At 68.8% G+C, this 16976-nt stretch carries 21 protein-coding genes; 7 read left to right on the forward strand and 14 right to left on the reverse strand.

Going from position 1 to position 16976, the window contains the following annotated elements; translation table 11 throughout:
* Positions 1-156: 156 nt before the first annotated feature.
* The 4 genes from ACFXKA_RS15590 (at position 157) to ACFXKA_RS15605 (ending at position 1896) form a co-directional block, all read left to right on the forward strand.
* Complete coding sequence (locus tag ACFXKA_RS15590; protein ID WP_379427715.1) at positions 157-702, forward strand: cupin domain-containing protein; 546 nt, start codon at positions 157-159, stop codon at positions 700-702.
* An 84-nt stretch (positions 703-786) separates the two neighbouring features.
* Positions 787-1236 carry a hypothetical protein gene (locus tag ACFXKA_RS15595; RefSeq protein WP_379427716.1) on the forward strand — a complete coding sequence of 150 codons (450 nt, stop codon included), beginning with the start codon at positions 787-789 and terminating at the stop codon, positions 1234-1236.
* Positions 1233-1481 carry a hypothetical protein gene (locus ACFXKA_RS15600; RefSeq protein WP_379427717.1) on the forward strand — a complete coding sequence of 83 codons (249 nt, stop codon included), beginning with the start codon at positions 1233-1235 and terminating at the stop codon, positions 1479-1481. The genes ACFXKA_RS15595 and ACFXKA_RS15600 overlap by 4 nt, the downstream gene beginning before the upstream one ends.
* Before the next feature lie 52 nt (positions 1482-1533).
* Positions 1534-1896 carry a hypothetical protein gene (locus ACFXKA_RS15605; protein WP_379427718.1) on the forward strand — a complete coding sequence of 121 codons (363 nt, stop codon included), beginning with the start codon at positions 1534-1536 and terminating at the stop codon, positions 1894-1896.
* A 73-nt stretch (positions 1897-1969) separates the two neighbouring features.
* Here ACFXKA_RS15605 and tsf read toward each other — a convergent pair whose 3' ends face one another.
* On the reverse strand, positions 1970-2785 hold the full coding sequence (tsf, locus tag ACFXKA_RS15610; RefSeq protein WP_379427719.1) for a translation elongation factor Ts: 816 nt from the start codon (positions 2783-2785) through the stop codon (positions 1970-1972).
* Positions 2786-2893: 108 nt separating this feature from the next.
* Positions 2894-3745, reverse strand: a complete 852-nt coding sequence (rpsB, locus tag ACFXKA_RS15615) for a 30S ribosomal protein S2 (protein WP_379386661.1) — start codon at positions 3743-3745, stop codon at positions 2894-2896.
* A gap of 257 nt (positions 3746-4002) precedes the next feature.
* Here rpsB and ACFXKA_RS15620 point away from each other — a divergent pair, with 257 nt between their 5' ends.
* The 3 genes from ACFXKA_RS15620 to ACFXKA_RS15630 all read left to right on the forward strand — a co-directional run bounded on the left by ACFXKA_RS15620 (position 4003) and on the right by ACFXKA_RS15630 (position 5814).
* The gene (locus tag ACFXKA_RS15620) at positions 4003-4506 is read left to right on the forward strand and encodes a GNAT family N-acetyltransferase (RefSeq protein ID WP_379427720.1); all 504 of its coding nucleotides are present in this window, start codon (positions 4003-4005) and stop codon (positions 4504-4506) included.
* Between the two features lie 298 nt (positions 4507-4804).
* Positions 4805-5302 carry a M23 family metallopeptidase gene (locus ACFXKA_RS15625; protein WP_379427814.1) on the forward strand — a complete coding sequence of 166 codons (498 nt, stop codon included), beginning with the start codon at positions 4805-4807 and terminating at the stop codon, positions 5300-5302.
* Positions 5303-5304: 2 nt separating this feature from the next.
* On the forward strand, positions 5305-5814 hold the full coding sequence (locus ACFXKA_RS15630; protein WP_354837684.1) for a DUF1990 domain-containing protein: 510 nt from the start codon (positions 5305-5307) through the stop codon (positions 5812-5814).
* A gap of 11 nt (positions 5815-5825) precedes the next feature.
* Here the strand turns inward: ACFXKA_RS15630 and ACFXKA_RS15635 are convergent, their stop codons facing one another.
* From ACFXKA_RS15635 to ACFXKA_RS15690, 12 genes are all read right to left on the reverse strand, one after another.
* Positions 5826-6188, reverse strand: a complete 363-nt coding sequence (locus ACFXKA_RS15635; protein WP_379427721.1) for a hypothetical protein — start codon at positions 6186-6188, stop codon at positions 5826-5828.
* A gap of 400 nt (positions 6189-6588) precedes the next feature.
* Positions 6589-7350, reverse strand: a complete 762-nt coding sequence (locus ACFXKA_RS15640) for a siderophore-interacting protein (protein ID WP_379427722.1) — start codon at positions 7348-7350, stop codon at positions 6589-6591.
* A gap of 84 nt (positions 7351-7434) precedes the next feature.
* A complete protein-coding gene (locus ACFXKA_RS15645) occupies positions 7435-8226 on the reverse strand; it encodes an N-formylglutamate amidohydrolase (RefSeq protein ID WP_379427723.1) in 792 nt (263 codons plus the stop codon).
* 5 nt (positions 8227-8231) lie between these two features.
* Entirely contained in the window at positions 8232-9155 is a 924-nt protein-coding gene (locus ACFXKA_RS15650) for a tyrosine recombinase XerC (protein ID WP_379427815.1), read from the reverse strand.
* Positions 9156-9279: 124 nt separating this feature from the next.
* The gene (gene dprA / locus ACFXKA_RS15655) at positions 9280-10434 is read right to left on the reverse strand and encodes a DNA-processing protein DprA (protein WP_379427724.1); all 1155 of its coding nucleotides are present in this window, start codon (positions 10432-10434) and stop codon (positions 9280-9282) included.
* A 296-nt stretch (positions 10435-10730) separates the two neighbouring features.
* Positions 10731-12239: a YifB family Mg chelatase-like AAA ATPase gene (locus tag ACFXKA_RS15660; protein ID WP_379427725.1), complete on the reverse strand. Its 1509-nt coding sequence runs from the start codon at positions 12237-12239 to the stop codon at positions 10731-10733.
* A 1-nt stretch (position 12240) separates the two neighbouring features.
* Complete coding sequence (locus tag ACFXKA_RS15665; RefSeq protein ID WP_379427726.1) at positions 12241-12597, reverse strand: YraN family protein; 357 nt, start codon at positions 12595-12597, stop codon at positions 12241-12243.
* A gap of 86 nt (positions 12598-12683) precedes the next feature.
* Entirely contained in the window at positions 12684-12989 is a 306-nt protein-coding gene (locus tag ACFXKA_RS15670; protein ID WP_040859817.1) for a DUF2469 domain-containing protein, read from the reverse strand.
* 43 nt (positions 12990-13032) lie between these two features.
* Positions 13033-13788 carry a ribonuclease HII gene (locus ACFXKA_RS15675; RefSeq protein WP_379427727.1) on the reverse strand — a complete coding sequence of 252 codons (756 nt, stop codon included), beginning with the start codon at positions 13786-13788 and terminating at the stop codon, positions 13033-13035.
* A gap of 27 nt (positions 13789-13815) precedes the next feature.
* The gene (gene lepB / locus ACFXKA_RS15680; RefSeq protein WP_379401136.1) at positions 13816-14637 is read right to left on the reverse strand and encodes a signal peptidase I; all 822 of its coding nucleotides are present in this window, start codon (positions 14635-14637) and stop codon (positions 13816-13818) included.
* A gap of 119 nt (positions 14638-14756) precedes the next feature.
* Positions 14757-15098 (reverse strand): 50S ribosomal protein L19, encoded by a 342-nt coding sequence (gene rplS / locus ACFXKA_RS15685; RefSeq protein ID WP_033086110.1) that lies wholly within the window; start codon positions 15096-15098, stop codon positions 14757-14759.
* Between the two features lie 164 nt (positions 15099-15262).
* Positions 15263-16945 carry an alpha-keto acid decarboxylase family protein gene (locus ACFXKA_RS15690; protein ID WP_379427728.1) on the reverse strand — a complete coding sequence of 561 codons (1683 nt, stop codon included), beginning with the start codon at positions 16943-16945 and terminating at the stop codon, positions 15263-15265.
* Between the last annotated feature and the right edge of the window lie 31 nt (positions 16946-16976).

Consider the following 16976-nt stretch of genomic DNA (forward strand, 5'->3'; position numbering starts at 1 on the left):
GCCTAGCATTATCGCCACCAGGACAGGCGTGCACGCCGCTTCCTACCGTCGAATCGAGATCGACGCGACGGGAGCTGGAGATGAGCGCGGACAACGGACCGGTACTGGTCATCGGAGCAACCGGGCGGCAAGGCAGGGCTGCGGCCGGTGTCGTTCATGGACAATTTCGCCACCTACAACCGCCCGGCCCGTGACGGAGACCACCTGGTCCTGGCCCTGCCGGTGCCGCCGGACCTGCCCATGCCGCTCATCGCCATCCGCGATATCGGCCGCTTCGCCGCCCTGGCCTTCGACCGCCCCGACGAGTTCCTGGGCGGTTTCGACGTCGGCGCCCACTGGCACGGCCACGCTGAGGAGATCTTCTACATCGTCGACGGCGAACTCGACCTGCTGGCCTTCCACCCCGAGGCCGAGGCCGTGGGCGACTGGCTCACCTGGCAGGCCGCCGACGGCACGCCCGTCTACCGCGGCGGCCCGGGCAGCTTCATGTACGTGCCCGCGGGCTGCCCGCACGCCTTCCACAATCCCGGAACCATCACCGCCAGAATGCTTTTCATGGTCACGCCGGCCGGGCACGAGAAGTACCTCGCCGAGCTGAGCGACCTGCTACTGTCCGGTTCGGCAACTACGGAGGCTATCTCCGAGCTACGGCTGAAGCACGACATCCACCAGCTGACGGCACTACAGAACCGACCCACCTGACGCCCGGCCCCCGGAAACATTGCCCAGGAAACGGGGGGCGTTCAATCCCCTTTCAAATGAAGCTGTTTCACATATCTTCGGCGCGTGACCACGAAGAACCGTACGGTCCGGACCGGACTGGCAGCCCTCGCCCTCGCAGCGACCCTCGCGACCGTCGCGGGCCCCGCCGCGGCCGACATCCCCCTCGAGCCCCCCGCGTCCTCCGGCCCGTCCGCCATCGCCGACTCCTCCACCGGCAGCGGCAATTTCAATCCCGCGACCGGAAGCGGCCAGAAGGAGAACGGAACCAGCGGCGGAACCAGTTCCGGTTCGGCCTCCGGCTCGGCGACCGGAAGCCAGCAGCTCGTCAATCCCTTCAGTTCCGCACCGATGGGCAACAGCACCGTCGCGGAGACGATCCTGAAAGCCCTGGACTACGTCCCGTGCCCCGGCCTGTCCAACCCGCACACGAACAGCGTTCTCGCCAGCACGGTCGCGCTGCTGATGAGCCTGACGACCGGGACCTGGTACATGGGCGCGGGGTGCGCGTCGTGATCAGAAACCACACTGCCCGAACAGAATTCGCGGCCCTCGCACTCGCGATGGGCGTCATCGGCTGCGCGGGCCCGGCCGCGGCCGAGGTACCCCGCACGCCCGCCGACCCGATCAGTCTCGCCACCGGCACCGACAGCGGGAGCAGCGGCCCGACCCTTTCCTCAGGCAGCAGCAATTTCCTCGGTTACCTCGGGGAACTGCTCGCCCCACCGTCGAAGGACCCCTGCCACGGACTCTGCGGCTGAACCGGATTCCGTTTCCGGCGCAGTCAGGCATTCAGAATCACAAGGAGAAATCGTGAACACACGCAACGTTGCCGTCCGGTCCGGACTGGCCACCCTGGCAATCGCCGGGGCCATCGCCGCCGCGGGCCCCGCCACAGCCGACGTCACCCTCGAGCCGGCCGCGCCCCCGAGCACCTCCGATATCGCGGGTACCTCGAGTGGCAGCGGGGTGACCGGCAGCCAGCAGTTGATCTACCCCTTCAGCTCCGCCCCGGTCGGCACCGGAACCCTGGCAGAGCTGCTCCTCTCCGCCTCGGGCTACAGCTTTCCGTGCGGTCAGGGCAGCAGCGGGCTGGGGCAGCTGGGCCGGCTGCTGATCAACGGCTCCTCCGGCGGCGGCTGGGGGAACTGCGCCAGCAGCCCCGTCGTGTCGTAGCGCGGCGGATACGAGAAGGCCCCTCGCTCATCGGAATCCGATGGGCGAGGGGCCTTCTCGATGCTTCAGGCGATTACGCCTGGCCGACCTCGAAGCGGGCGAAGCGGGTGATGGTGACACCGGCGTCGTCCAGCTGCTGCTTGACGGTCTTCTTGGAGTCGGTGACCGACGCCTGCTCCAGCAGGACGACATCCTTGTAGAAGCCGTTGACGCGACCCTCGACGATCTTCGGCAGGGCGGCCTCCGGCTTGCCCTCCTCCTTGGCGGTCGCCTCGGCGATCTCGCGCTCCTTGGCGACGAGCTCGGCCGGGACGTCCTCGCGGGTCAGGTACTTGGCCTTGAGGGCCGCGACCTGCATGCCGGCCGCACGGGCGGCGTCGGCGTCGGTGCCGGTGTACTCGACCAGCACGCCGACGGCGGGCGGCAGGTCGGTGGCGCGCTTGTGCAGGTAGACGGTGGTGGTGCCCTCGAAGGTGGCGACGCGGCGCAGCTCGAGCTTCTCGCCGATCTTGGCGGCCAGCTCCTGCAGCACCTGGTCGGCGGTCTTGCCGTCGACCTCAACGGCCTTCAGGGCGTCCAGGTCGGCCGGGCGGGCCTTCGCGGCGGCGGCCACGATGGCGTTCGCGACGTCCTGGAACTCCTGGTTCTTGGCCACGAAGTCGGTCTCGGAGTTGATCTCGATCAGGACGCCGTCCTGCGCGACGACCAGGCCCTCGGCGGTGGCGCGCTCAGCGCGCTTGCCGACATCCTTGGCGCCCTTGATACGCAGGAACTCGACGGCCTTGTCGAAGTCGCCCGCGTTCTCCTCGAGCGCCTTCTTGCAGTCCATCATGCCGGAGCCGGTGAGCTCGCGGAGCCGCTTCACATCGGCGGCGGTGTAGTTCGCCATCTCGGGCGAGCCTCCCTTTGTGAGTGAAAGTCTGTGGGGGTCACACCTTGCCGACCGTCATGGAACATGAGCGGTCGGCAAGGTGAACAGATGCCTCGCGGCTGGAAATCAGAAGTCGGCCGGGGTCTTCGGGGCCGGCTCTTCCTTCAGCTCGGCCTCGGCCGCGGTCTCCGGCTCGGCGGCCGGGGTGGCCTGAGCCAGCAGCTCCTGCTCCCACTCGGCGAGCGGCTCGCCGGCGCCGGCCTCGGGCTTCGCATCGCCGGTGGCACGCGCGGCACGAGCCTGCACGCCCTCGGCGACGGCGGAGGCGACGACCTTGGTCAGCAGCGCGGCCGAGCGGATCGCGTCGTCGTTGCCCGGGATCGGGTAGTCGACCAGGTCCGGGTCGCAGTTGGTGTCCAGGATCGCGATGACCGGGATGTTCAGCTTGCGAGCCTCACCGACGGCGATGTGCTCCTTGTTGGTGTCGACAACCCAGATGGCCGAGGGAACCTTGGCCATGTCCCGGATGCCGCCCAGGGTGCGCTCCAGCTTGTTCTTCTCACGCGTCAGCATGAGGATTTCCTTCTTGGTGCGACCCTCGAAACCGCCGGTCTGCTCCATCGACTCCAGCTCCTTCAGGCGCTGCAGCCGCTTGTGGACGGTCGAGAAGTTGGTGAGCATGCCACCCAGCCAGCGCTGGTTCACGTAGGGCATGCCGACGCGGGTCGCCTCGGAGGCGATCGACTCCTGGGCCTGCTTCTTGGTGCCGACGAAGAGGACGGTGCCGCCGTGGGCGACGGTCTCCTTGACGAACTCGTAGGCCTTGTCGATGTAGGTCAGCGTCTGCTGCAGGTCGATGATGTAGATGCCGTTGCGGTCGGTGAAGATGAACCGCTTCATCTTCGGGTTCCACCGGCGGGTCTGGTGACCGAAGTGCGCGCCGCTATCGAGCAGCTGCTTCATTGTTACGACAGCCATGGCTCCGTAACTTCCTCTCGTTGCTGGTTGACACAGGAATCGGCGATCCCTGCCCTGGCGCTCACGGCCACCGGAACCCTCCGAAAACGAATCAGGGGGACCAGCCGGCGACACTCACTGTGGGCGCGCGAAGTCGGTCTGCGTTAACGCAAACCGCTGGACCAGTTTACGCAGCGGAGGCGCCAGACCGAAATCGGGCCCCGGGGGTATGCGTTACTCAGGTGCGCAATCGCAGGTCAGCGACCTACGGTGGGGCAATGCTGCGAACCGGGCGACTGGTGCTCACACCGGTGTGCGCGAGCGATCGCGACGAGCTCGTGGCGCTGTGGCGTGACCCGCTCGTCCGCGAATTCCTCTTCGACGGCGAAATACTCTCCGCCGATGAGGTCACGCGGATCATCACGAATTCCGAAAATAGTTTCGCCACCGTGAATTTCGGACTCTGGGCGCTCCGAGAAAGGAGCGGCGGGCCACTGCTCGGCACCGCTGGATTGCGTGGCCTCGACGGCGGCCCCGACCTGGAGATCGTCTACAGCCTGACCCCGGCCCGCTGGGGCCGCGGCCTGGCAGGCGAGGCCGCAGCCGCGGTCCTGGACTACGCCTTCGACACGCTCGGGCTGGACCGGGTCCTCGCCGAGATCGACGAGAGCAATACCGCCTCACGAGCCGTTGTCGAGCGCCTGGGAATGCGTCCCTACGAAACCGTCCAGGGCGTACTCGGCCCGATGATCCACTACTCCCTGATGCGACCCAGCAACTGACCTTCACGTTGTCCACAACCGCTCGTGTCCTCCACACTCGCCGCGCACCCTCTCGCTCAACGCCTCACCACGGCGCAGGCTGACTCCCATGCCCTCACCTCCACACGAACCGCCGCCTCGCACCCGGCACACCGACGTCTCAGCCGTGCCGTCCATGACGGCTCCGAATGCCGCGGGCGTTTCCCCCGGACCGCACACCAGATTTCGGCTCGCATCGCGTGCGCATGGTCCGGGCGCCGCGGTCGTCCGGGTCGTGGCCGGAGCGTGCGCGACGAGCCTGATCGGGCTGTGCGCCGCCATGCCCGCTGCCGGCGGTTCACCTGCGCCCGCCGGCGATTTCGATTGGCCGCTGCGGCCGCGGCCAGGGGTCGTACGCGCCTTCGACAAACCCGAACACGATTGGCTGCCGGGGCATCGCGGGGTGGATTTGGCGGGCGCTCGGGGGCAGGTGGTGCTCGCGGCCGGGGACGGCATCGTCGTCTTCGCGGGGATCGTGGCCGACAAACCGGTTGTCTCCATCGACCATCCCGGCGGGCTCCGAACGACCTACGAGCCCGTATCCGCAGCGATTCCCGTGGGCCGCAGGCTGACTCGTGGCACACCGATCGGGCTGCTGGAAGCCGGACACCCGCCCTGCTCCCCATGCCTGCACTGGGGAGCGCGGCGGGACGGCGAATACCTCGATCCGCTCGGGCTGCTCCACCGCACTCCGATCCGGCTCAAGCCCCTCACCGGCGACATCCCGGCCCGTCCCGGCCGCATGGGCGTGAACGTCGAAACCGAGCGAGGATGGTGACCATGTCGCAGAAACCCGCGCCCTTCACCTACTCCGATGTCGGCGCGACCGCGGGTGAATTTCCCCCGGGCTACGACCACTTCCGGCTACGCAGGCACATCGGTTCGGGCCGAGCGCTGTTCGAGCAGGCGGCCGAACACATTCTCGGGTACGGGATGCAGCGCGGTACCGGGATCTTCCAGGACGCGACCACGCCGGTAGCCGAGCCGGGGACCGAGCTGACGGTGCGGCTCGGGCTGGGGCCGATCGGCGTGAGCGCGCCGTGCCGGGTCGTCTACGTCCTCGATGAGCCGGATCGGCGCGGTTTCGCCTATGGGACGCTCCCCGGCCACCCCGAGAGCGGTGAGGAGTTGTTCTGCGTCGAATACGACCCCGCCGACGGCTCGGTCCACGGGGTCATTGCCGCGTTCTCGAAACCGGGCGCCTGGTACACCCGGCTCGGCGGCCCGATCGTGCGACTCATCCAGCGCTGGTTCGCACACCGCTACATCGGAACCATCCGGCCACGCTGAGGCACGCGACCTCAGCCATCCACGAGGTGAGCCGAGAGAGCAGCGGCCTCGGCGCGCAGCGAGGCGGCACGGTCCGCCCCACCGGAGAGCGCATCGTATTCCTCTGCGGCAGTGAGACGGTCGTCGATCTCGGCACGCACGATACCGGCGATATCGGACTCGGTGAGGTCGCGCCGAGCGCGTTCAGCCGCGCCCAGCCCCACAGCACTGGACTCGATGGCCCCGGCACGAACATCGGAACCGTCCACAGCTTCGGCATTGTCGATAGCGCCCAGAGCCGAACGAAGCGCCGCGGTGGCACTGCGATCGCGAGCCTTCATCGCCACGGGCAGGGCGGCGCGCAGACGTTCACGCAGGGAGGATGGGGTCGTCATGATCATCGACGCTACCCGCTAGGTCTTTGGTTATGAGATTGGAGTGGTGGGCGCGCGGGACCGAAAAGACCTGTCCGAGGATGTGATCGGGCGCACGCACGCGATCGCCGATGCCACCCGGGCCTGGGATTGGACCGGATCTGCTCGGGCCTCCTCCGCGATCGATCAAACTGCTTGACGATTAAGCGAATTCACCCCGGATCAGCGGGTCCGGGCAGCATTATATGGTCCGTCCCAACGGATTCGAGCTATTCGACCAGGGATTCGTCTGATCCCTCCCGCAGCGAGCCACACGACGTCCTCTATGCACTGCGGGAACGCTCGGGATGGGCCCGAGGGGCCCGCCGCAGATGTGTGCGGCGGGCTGCGGGGAACACCCGAGCGGGAAGGAGTGGATTGGCTAAAGGGTTGCGGGGGTAACCTTTTCGCGTTCGGCGAGTTCGGACTTCCAGCGGCGGAAGCCCTCCTCGGTGCGGCCGTGCCGCCAGTAACCGGAGATGGATGCCCAGTCGGCGGGGACGCCGCGGTCCTTGCGGATGTAGGAGCGGAGGTCGTGCATGACGGCCTGGGCTTCACCGTGGATGAAGACGTGCACCTGGCCGTCACGCCAGGGGGCGGAGCGGACGGCGGTGGCGAGGCGCACTCCCGGCTCGTCCGCGCCGCGGTGAATCCAGATCAGCTCCACGCCCTCCGGGTGGGCGAAGGCGAGTTCGTCGGCGGGATCCGCGACCTCCACGAATACTTGCCCGACCGCATCGGTGGGCAGCGACTCGCAGGCCGCGGCAATGGCGGGGAGTGCGGATTCGTCGCCGGCCAGCAGATGCCAGTCGGCGTCGGAACGCGGAGCGTAGGCGCCTCCCGGGCCCATCAGGTCGATGGTGTCGCCCGGCTGGGCGGCGGCGGCCCACGGTCCGGCGACGCCCTCGTCACCGTGGTGGACGAAGTCGATGGCGAGCTCCTGCGCCGCGCGATCCACCTCGCGCACGGTGTAGGTGCGCACGGTGTCGCCGTCGGCACCGGGGAAGACCAGTTTGACGTAGGCGTCGGTGCGGTCGTTGGGCTGGAAGGACGCGAAGCCGGGGCCGCCCAGCCGGACCCGGATCAGGTGATCGGTCAGCCGGATCGTGTTCTGAACCACCAGCGTGATGCGTGTGCGTGCCAAAGGAAGCCTCCATAATTAGGATTACCTAAGTGACGCTAGCATGAATTCCGATAGGTCGTCGATAGTATTTCGATAGGCCGTCGGTCACCGGATATCGGCGATGAGCGCGGCCAGGGCGGCGGCCAGGCGATCGATTCCGGGACCGGGCGGGCCGCCGGGTTCGGACAGGTAGAGGTCGCGGCGGATCTCCACCATCAGCGCGGTGACGCGGGGTTCGGTGCGGTAGAAGTCCAGCGGCACATAGGTTCCCGCGAACGGGCTGTTGACGCCGACGCCACCGAAGTCCACGAAGGCCCCCGCCGCATGGGTGAGCAGTTCGGGCGGCGTGTGAAAGGCGTCCGCGCCCAGGCAGATCGGGGGACGCGGTAGGTCACCGTGCAGCTCATAGGGCAGGGGCTGAGCCGGGTAGGAGTGGACGTCGATGATCACCGCACGGCCGGTCGCCGACAGGCGATCGGCGACCAGATCCGTCATGGCCTGGGCGTAGGGGCGGAAGTAGCGGTCCAGCAACGGTGCGGGATCGAAACCGGCCGCCCGCAATGGCCTCCGGTCCGTGGTGGCGGTGTACACCGCGCCCATGCCGACGGCGAGCATCTCCTCCCGCTCGTCCGGAAAGCGCTCCGGGTCGACGACCAGCCGCGACAGCCGGTTCACGAATTGCCATGGCCGGGTGGGCGACAGGCGTGCGGCCGTATCCGCCAGCCGCGCGGTATGGGCATCGGTGATGGCGTCGAGCTCACGGTCGAGCGCCCCGTCATCGAGCAGCAGCTCCGCGCGGACAACGGCGGGGATCGTGCGCGCCGAGTGCGGAACGTGCAGCACCACAGGCGAATCGGCGGCACCGGGCAGCAGTTCGGCCGAGTCGGGAATTCGCATGGCGGTCAGGCGCGCGGGTGGGCTTGGTCGTGCGCCTTCTTGAGCCGATCGATCGACACGTGGGTGTACAGCTGCGTGGTGGCCATGCTGGCGTGGCCCAGGATCTCCTGCACCACCCGCAGATCGGCGCCGCCCTCGAGCAGATGGGTCGCGGCGGTGTGACGGAAACCGTGCGGGCCCATATCGGGTGCGCCCGGAATGGCGGAAACCACCTCGTGCACAACCGTTCTGGCCTGTCGCTGGTCGATGCGTCGGCCCCGGCGGCCCAGCAGCAGCGCGCGCCCCGACTCCGGGGTGGCGAAGGCGGCCCGGCCGAACCGCAGCCAGCCGTCCAGGGCCTGCTCGGCGGGCACGCCGAACGGCACCGCCCGCTCCTTGTTCCCCTTGCCCAGCACGCGCACCAGCCGCCGTTCCCGATCCACGTCCTCGATGTCGAGCCCGCACAGCTCGCTCACCCGGATCCCGGTCGCGTACAGCATCTCGACAATCAGCCTATCCCGCAAGGCCATCGGATCATGCTGCGCCGCACCCGATTCCGCCGCCGCCATGGCCGCCTGCGCCTGCTCGCGGCCCAGCACCGACGGCAGCACCCGATGCGCCCGCGCCGACCCCAGCCGCGGTCCCGGATCCACCGCCAGCCGCCCCGTGTGCGTCAGCCAGGCCGTGAACGTCCGAGCCGACGAGGCCCGCCGCGCCATGGTGGTCCGCGCCGCGCCGCCCGCCGCCTGTGCCGCCAGCCACGACCGCAGCAAGGCCAGATCCACCTCCCCCACACCGGAATCCACCGCCCGCCCCAGCAAATGCTCCAGCAACCCGCGCGCGTCGCCCACATACGCCCGCACCGTATGCTCCGACCGATTCCGCCCCAACCGCAAGTGCCGCCCGTACTCGGCCAGCAATGCCTCCAAATCCTCGGGCAGCTCACTCATCCGTCCACGCTGACCCGAATCCCGCCACATATCAAGCACCCCCGCCGCCGCGCCCATCACACGGCCGGACCACCAGCGGTTGTCCATGCCCGGCACCGCATTCCTGTGCAGGCGGGCCGGTTGGTCAGCGATGGCAGTCATGGGCGGCGACTATGGCGGCGGTGGCCGAGGTCGGGTGGGTGGTGCGGTACCAGCCGTTGCCGTCGCAGGCGACCAGGCCGGCGATCTCCAAGGCGGACAAGGTTGCCCGCACTGTGGGGAGTGGGAGGCCGGTGTCGGTGGCCAGGCCACGGGGCAAACGGGAACCGGTGTTGGGGAGGGCGGCGAGGACCAGGGCCTCGTCGCCTGAGAGGTTGTCCTCCGGGCTGGGTGGGACCGCGCCCGGCAGGGACAGGCGCAATGGCCCGGCTTCGTCGAGGATGTCCTCGGCGCGGGTGACGATGAAGGCTTCGCCCTCGCGGATCATGCGGTGGCAGCCGACCGAGGCGGCAGAGGTGACCGGGCCGGGAACGGCCATCGCGGGCCGGCCCAGCCGGCGGCACCATTTCACCGTGTTGCGCGCCCCGCTGCGCATCCCGGCCTCCACCACCACGACACCGTCCGCGAAGGCGGCTATCAGCCGATTGCGGGCCAGGAAATGGTGTTTGCGCGCGGACGTGCCGGGTGGGTACTCGGTGACGACCAGACCGGTGTCGACGATCTCGGCCAGCAGCTGATCGTGCTGCACGGGATACGGCCGATCCGGACCGCAGGCGAGCACGGCGATCGTCATACCGCCGACGGCCAGCGCGGCCCGATGTGCCATCCCATCGATCCCGAACGCCGCCCCGGACACGATCGTCCACCCGCGCGCCGCGAGTTCACCGGCAATCTCGCCGGTCGCATGATTCCCGTACCCCGTGCTGCACCGCGCCCCCACCACCGCGATCGCCCGCTCGGTGGTCTCCAGCAGCGACCGCGGCCCCCGCACCCACAACACCAGCGGCACAGCCGCATCCGCATCCTGCGCCGGATCCAGCTGCCCCAGCCCGAGCATCCGCCAGGCCGGCCACTCCGCGTCGTCCGGCGTCACCACCCGCCCACCCAACCGCTCGATATACGCCAAATCCCTTTCCGCCCGGTCGATCCCCCGCCGCAGCTCGGTAGGCCCCCGCAACACCTCGGGCAATGCACACTCCCGCACCGCCCGCGCCGCCTCCACCACCCCCACCGACCCGATCAACGCCGACAACGCCGCACAGGGCCCCTCCACCACCCGCGACAAATACACCCAAGCCAACCGCCTCTCATCCGCATCCCCGCCCCCAACCGCCGCGCCGACAGTGCCTTTCGCGCCGTGCTTCGCCCCCGTCCACCCGGAGCCCCGGCCGAATTCGCTGACGTGACCGGGTGCGCGTGACCCGGAATCGGTTATGCCGACCGAACCAGGCTGACCAAGTCCGCTGCCGGTCCCACCGGCAGCACGTCCAGAGGCAGGCACAACCGCTGCTGTCGCCGCCACATCCCCTGAGGCCGAACGGAATTCGTGGCGCACGCCAGTGCGCTGCATCGAATCGGAGTTGTCCGTCGTCTCGCTCATGCTCCACCTCGCTGTCGAAAGCTCAATGCCTGCAGGACGTCCTGGGCGCCGGGCACATCACCGCCACGCAAGTCACAGACAGTCCAGGCAACTCTGATCGCGCGGTCGGCGCCGCGGGCGGACATGCGGCCGTGCTGGAGGGCGTTCTCTACCGGGGCGAGCGCCTCACGGGGCAACCGGAAGCGTTGGCGGAGTACGTGACCGGGCACCTCCGCATTGGTGGTCATGCCGAGCTCGACCCATCGTTCGGCGGCCGCGTTCCGTGCCGCCGTCACGCGGGCGCGCACCTCTTCGCTGCTCTCGACCTCGTCGCCGGTGAAGGCTCCGGCGGCCTGGGCGTGCATCTGTACCGAGAGATCGATGCGATCCATCAGCGGGCCGGAGAGTTTGCCGAGGTAGCGGCGGCGGGCCAGGGGCGCGCAGATGCAGTCGATATCGCGGGCGGGTGCGCACGGGCACGGGTTGGCCGCGAGGACGAGTTGGAAGCGGGCAGGGAAACGGGACACCCCGTCCCGGCGCGCGATGCGAACCTCGCCTTCCTCCAAGGGGGTTCGCAGCGCCTCGAGGACCTTGCTGCCGATCTCGGCACACTCGTCCAGGAACAGCACGCCGCGATGGGCGCAGCTGACCGCCCCGGGCCGGGCGGAGCCCGAACCGCCGCCGATCATCGCCGTGACCGACGACGAATGATGGGGTGCCACGAAGGGCGGCGCGGTGATCAGCGGGGCATCGTCGGACAGTGTGCCCGCTACCGAGTGAATCGCGGTCACCTCCAGGGAATCCCGTTCGCGCAGCGGCGGCAGCAAGCCTGGAAGCCGTTGCGCCAACATGGTTTTCCCGATGCCGGGCGGGCCCGTCAGCAGCAGGTGATGCCCGCCCGCCGCGGCCACCTCCAGGGCCCAGCGCGCCTCGTCCTGCCCCACGACCTCGCGCAGGTCCCCGATCGATGTCTCGGCCGGCGGCTGGACCGGATCGGGAAGCGCGAGCTCACCGCCGCCGCGCAACCAATCCAGTAATTCGAGCAGGGTCGACGCCCCGAGAACGCGAATGCCGTCGACCAGGCCCGCCTCGGGCAGGGCGGCCGTCGGGACGATGACGGTGCGCCGCCCCGCGTTCCGCGCCGCCAGGACCGCCGGAAGAATGCCGCGCACCCGGCGCACGCGGCCGTCCAGTGCCAGTTCACCCAGCAGTACCGACTCCGAGAGACGGTTCGACGGGATCGCTCCGGCCGCGTCCAGCACGGCACCGGCCAGAGCGACGTCGTACACACTGCCGACCTTCGGCAGCGTGGCCGGGGACAGGGCGAGGATGACGCGGCCGTCAGGCCACTTCTCGCCCGTATTGGTGACGGCGGCGCGGACGCGGTCGCGGGATTCCTGGAGGGTGGTGTCGGGGCGGCCGACCAGGTGGACCGAGGGGAGGCCCTGACCTATGTCGGCTTCGATTTCTACGAGTTGGCCCTCTACGCCGTTGACGGCGACGGAATAGGCTCTGCCCAAAGGCATTTCAGAACACCGCCTTCAGGTGGCGGATTTCCGGGGTGCGGCCCGGACGCAGGAGGACGGCGACCACGTCGAAGCGGATGCGCAGGTATGTACCGTTCTGTTCGCGCAGCCAGCGGGCGGCGAGTTCGCGAATGCGGCGCTGTTTGAGGTAGGTGACGGCTTCCTCGGGTGGGCCGCAGGTCAGGGTGCGGCGGGTTTTGACCTCGACGAAGGCCGTCACCTCGCCCTCGCGGGCGATGACGTCGAGCTCGCCGAAGCGGCATCGCCAATTGCGGGCGACGATCTCCATGCCGGCGGCGCGGAGAAAGTCCGCCGCCAGTTCCTCCCCCTGCGCTCCCAGCGCCAGATGCTGTGCCATTCAGCCAGCATGGCCGGGCCCGTGACGGACCCGGCCATGCCGAACTGGGAAAACAGTGAGCCTGTGGATAACCTGCGGCCTGTGGACTAGTCGGGAAGCCGCAGGTCGGTCTTCTCCAGCTCCTCGATATTCACGTCTTTGAAGGTGATCACGCGAACGTGCTTCACGAAGCGCGCCGGCCGGTACATGTCCCACACCCATGCATCCGACATCCGTACCTCGAAGTACACCTCGCCATCCGCGTTCTGCGGCCGCAGTTCGACGGAATTGGCGAGGTAGAAGCGACGTTCGGTCTCCACCACGTACGAGAATTGCCCGACGATGTCCTTGTACTCGCGGTACAGGGATAGCTCCATCTCGGTTTCGTACTTCTCGAGGTCCTCGGCGCTCATCGGGTGGAACGTCCTCCTTGTCGCCCAACTGGGTGTAGAGACATCATCCCGCATACGCCGTGTCGGTAGCCACTCGGCCGGTCTCCCGGACGTTTCGCCACGAACGGCGGTGCTCGGGGGTGATGCCGAGACGGGTCAGCGCCTCATTGTGCTCGGGGGTGTTGTAGCCCTTGTGGGCGGCGAATCCGTAGCCCGGGTATTGCTCGTCCATCTCCACCATGATGCGGTCACGGGTCACCTTGGCCAGCACGCTGGCCGCGGCGATGCAGGCCGCCGAGGCGTCGCCGCCGATCACCGGCAGTGACGGCACCGGGATGCCGGGCACCCGGAAGCCGTCGGTGAGCACATAGCCGGGCACCGGATCCAGCCCGGCCACCGCCCGCCGCATGCCCTCGATATTGGCCACGTGGATGCCGATGGCGTCGATCTCCCAGGCCGGGATGACCACCACCTGCCAGGCCAGCGCGAGCCGCTTGATGATGGGGAACAGCTGTTCGCGGGCGTTCTCGGTGAGCTTCTTCGAGTCGTCGAGACCGGCGAGGGAGGCGTAGGCCTTGGGTGGCAGCAGGCAGGAGGCCACCACCAGCGGGCCCGCCGCGCAGCCGCGCCCGGCCTCGTCGACGCCCGCGACCGGACCGAGGCCGCTGCGGATCAGCGCGGCCTCCAGAGTGCGTAGCCCGCCCGCCTGCCGCATGACCACGCGCGGTGGCCAGTCACCGCGGTCGATCCGCTGAATCTTCTTGCCGCCGATCGCCTTCCGGCTCGCACCGGGCTCGGCGGCCCTCGCCATCTTCCCCACCGGTCGATTATCCCGCGATTCTCGCTTCTACTGCGGGTCCTGCGCCCGGACCGGACCCATCCGGCTCGGCGGCCAGATCTTGAACACGGCCTTGCCGCGCACATCCTTCACCGGCACGGTGCCCTGCAGCTCGTCCTTCATGTGGTAGCGGGAGTCGGCGGACTCGGCGCGGTTGTCACCCATCACCCACAGGTTGCCGGCGGGCACCTTGATCTCGGGAAAGGCCCGGCCGCCCGCGTTGAACTGCACGTCCGGGTGCTGGGGGTCGAAGGGGTTGTTGAACTTCACGTACGGCTCGTCGAGCGGCTTCCAGTCGGCGCCGGGGCTGTCGTCCTTGACCAGGATCCGGCCTTGCGCGTCACAGCATTTGACCGATTGCCCACCCGTGGCGATGACCCGCTTCACCAGATCGTTCTCGTCCGGCGGCACCAGGCCGAAGAAGGACAGGAAGTTCTGCACCCCGCGCACCACGGTGTTGGAGGACCGGATCGACTTGTAGTGGCTGTTCCACGAGCTGGTCGGGCCGACGAACACCACCACGTCGCCCGGCTCGGGATCACCGAAGTAGTAGCTCAGCTTCTCGACATAGATGCGGTCGCCGGTGCAGCCCGCGCAGCCGTGCAGGGTGGGTTCCATGGACTGCGAGGGAATGACGTAGGGCCGGCCGATGAAGGTCACCAGCAGCGCCACGATCAGCGCCGCGAACCCGATCAGGATGGGCAGCTCCTGCCAGAACGGGCGTTGCTTCTTCTTCGACTTCGGCTGGGGCGTCTCGGGCGCCTCGGGCGTCTTCGCCCCATTGCCGTTGCCGGACCCGGATTTCGTCACCGACTCGCTCTCGTCTGCCACCGGAACAGAGTAGCCCGGCACCGCGAAGAACCATGCGGTGCCGGGCTACTCGTTGTCGGCGAGCCGACTGTCGATCCTGCGCCGAGCCGTTCACGGGCTCAGCGGGAACTGCGACTACTTCAGCGCTTTTCCTTGATCTTGGCGGCCTTGCCGCGCAGATCGCGCAGGTAGTACAGCTTGGCGCGACGCACGTCACCGCGGGTCACGACCTCGATCTTGTCCAGGTTGGGGCTGTGCACCGGGAAGGTGCGCTCCACGCCGACACCGAACGAAACCTTACGCACGGTGAAGGTCTCGCGGATGCCACCGTTCTGGCGGCGGATGACGACGCCCTTGAAGACCTGGATGCGCTCCTTGTTGCCTTCGATAACCTTCACGTGCACGTTGACCGTGTCACCCGGGCGGAAGTCCGGGATGTCGCTGCGCAGCGAGCTTGCGTCGACGAAGTCGAGGGTGTTCATGTCCGTCCTTATTGGAGTTCGCGCGAACAGAGGAACCTGGCGGCTACCCGGGGCGGGTGCTCTACCGGTTCGTGCTCCGGATATTTGGGCGGTGCCCGGGCACAGCGCGCCCAAAGCAACCTGAGCATTGTGCCAGACTCCGGGATCGCGGAGTTAATCGGCCCCTACGTGCGGGTATTCGCGCGGGTGAGGGCGGAGGCGATGTCCGAGACCAGCGGCGGGTAGTCGGTGGCGCCGGTGATCACCTGCAGGAAGACCAGCCGGTCCTGCTCGTCCGTCGCGGCTTTCAGGCAGTGTTGCAGCTCGCCGGCCGTGGTCGCGCGGAGAGTGAGGACGGACTCGGCGTCGCCGCCGAAGGCGTGCGGGAGTTCGGGCCAGCGCCACGGGGCGATGTCGTTGTACGGGGCGGCCGGGCCGTGGATGGCGCGTTCGATGGCATAGCCGTCGTTGTCGACCAGGATGATCACGCCGTTCAGCTGCTCGCGGATCCAGGTGCCCAGCTCCTGGATCGAAAGCTGGGCCGCGCCATCGCCGATGACGAGGACCGCGCGACGGTCGGGGCAGGCGATGCCGGCGCCGAGGGCGGCGGGGAGGGCATAGCCGATCGAGCCCCACAGCGGCTGGCCGAGAAAGGTGATGCCGGTCGGCATGCGCAGCGTGGCCAGACCGAAGAAGGCCGAGCCCTGGTCGGCCACCACAATGTTGTTGTTGCCCAGCGCTGCTGCGACCAGGGGCCACAGGGCGGCCTGGGTGAGCGGCGCGTCCACGACGGGCGGAGCGTCCGGGGCGGCGGCCGCCGGGGCGGGAATCGGTGCGGGAGCGGCGAATTCGGGGGCGAGCTCGGTGAGGATCTCCAGGGCCGCGGTGAGTGACAGCGGCGCGAAGGCGTCGACTCCCCCGATCACCGTGCGCTCGGGACCGATATCGATGGTGCGGTGCGGGTCGATGCGGTGGCTGAAACCCGCGGTGATGCTGTCGGTGTACTGGACGCCGACGGTCACCAGGCGGTCGGCCTCCTCGACGGCGGCGCGTACCTGCGGCGGGGAGGCCGCGCCGGTGTAGACGCCGAGGAAGTTCGGGGCGGATTCGTCGACCACGGTCTTACCCCAGGCCAGGGTGGCGTGCGGGAGTCCGTGCGGTTGCCCCGGGGTCGGGCCGACCAGGGTGCGCAACCGGTCGGTCGCTCCGACCCGGTCGACGAAGATGTCCGCGAGGACCGTCACCCGCCGGCCGCCGAGGAATTCGCGTGCCGCCTGCGCGAAGGCTGCCCGCGCGCCCGCACTGGAGAAGTCGGCGGGCGGTGCCAGCGGCGTCGCGGGCGGGGACACCTCCACCCGCGCGGTATCGGTGGCCAGCATGAGATACCCCGGACGGCGGTGCACGCGAACCGAATTCAGCACCCGGTCGATCTCCTGACAGGCGTCGGCCGCGCCGAGATCGGCCTGCGCACAGGTGACTTCGGCGGCGATGCGGCGGAAGTGGTGGAAGTCGCCGTCGCCGAGGGTGTGGTGGATGACGCGGTGACCGGCCTGGATGTCCTTGGCGGGCACGCCGACGACGTGCACTACGGGCACATGCTCGGCGTAGCTGCCCGCGATGGCGTTGACCGCACTCAGCTCGCCCACGCCGTAGGTGGTGACAACCGCGCCGATGCCGCGCAGCCGCGCGTAGCCGTCGGCGGCGTAGCCGGCGTTCAGCTCGTTGGCGCTGCCGATCCAGCGGATGTCGGGGTGGGCGATGACATGGTCGAGGAACTGCAGATTGAAATCGCCGGGAACGCCGAAGATTTCGGTGACACCGAGTTCCCGGAGCCGATCGAGCAGATAGTCGCCGACGACGTAGCCCATGGCTCAACACTGGCACGCCGACCGATAGTCA

Source organism: Nocardia sp. NPDC059228, assembly GCF_042754245.1.
GTDB lineage: Bacteria > Actinomycetota > Actinomycetes > Mycobacteriales > Mycobacteriaceae > Nocardia.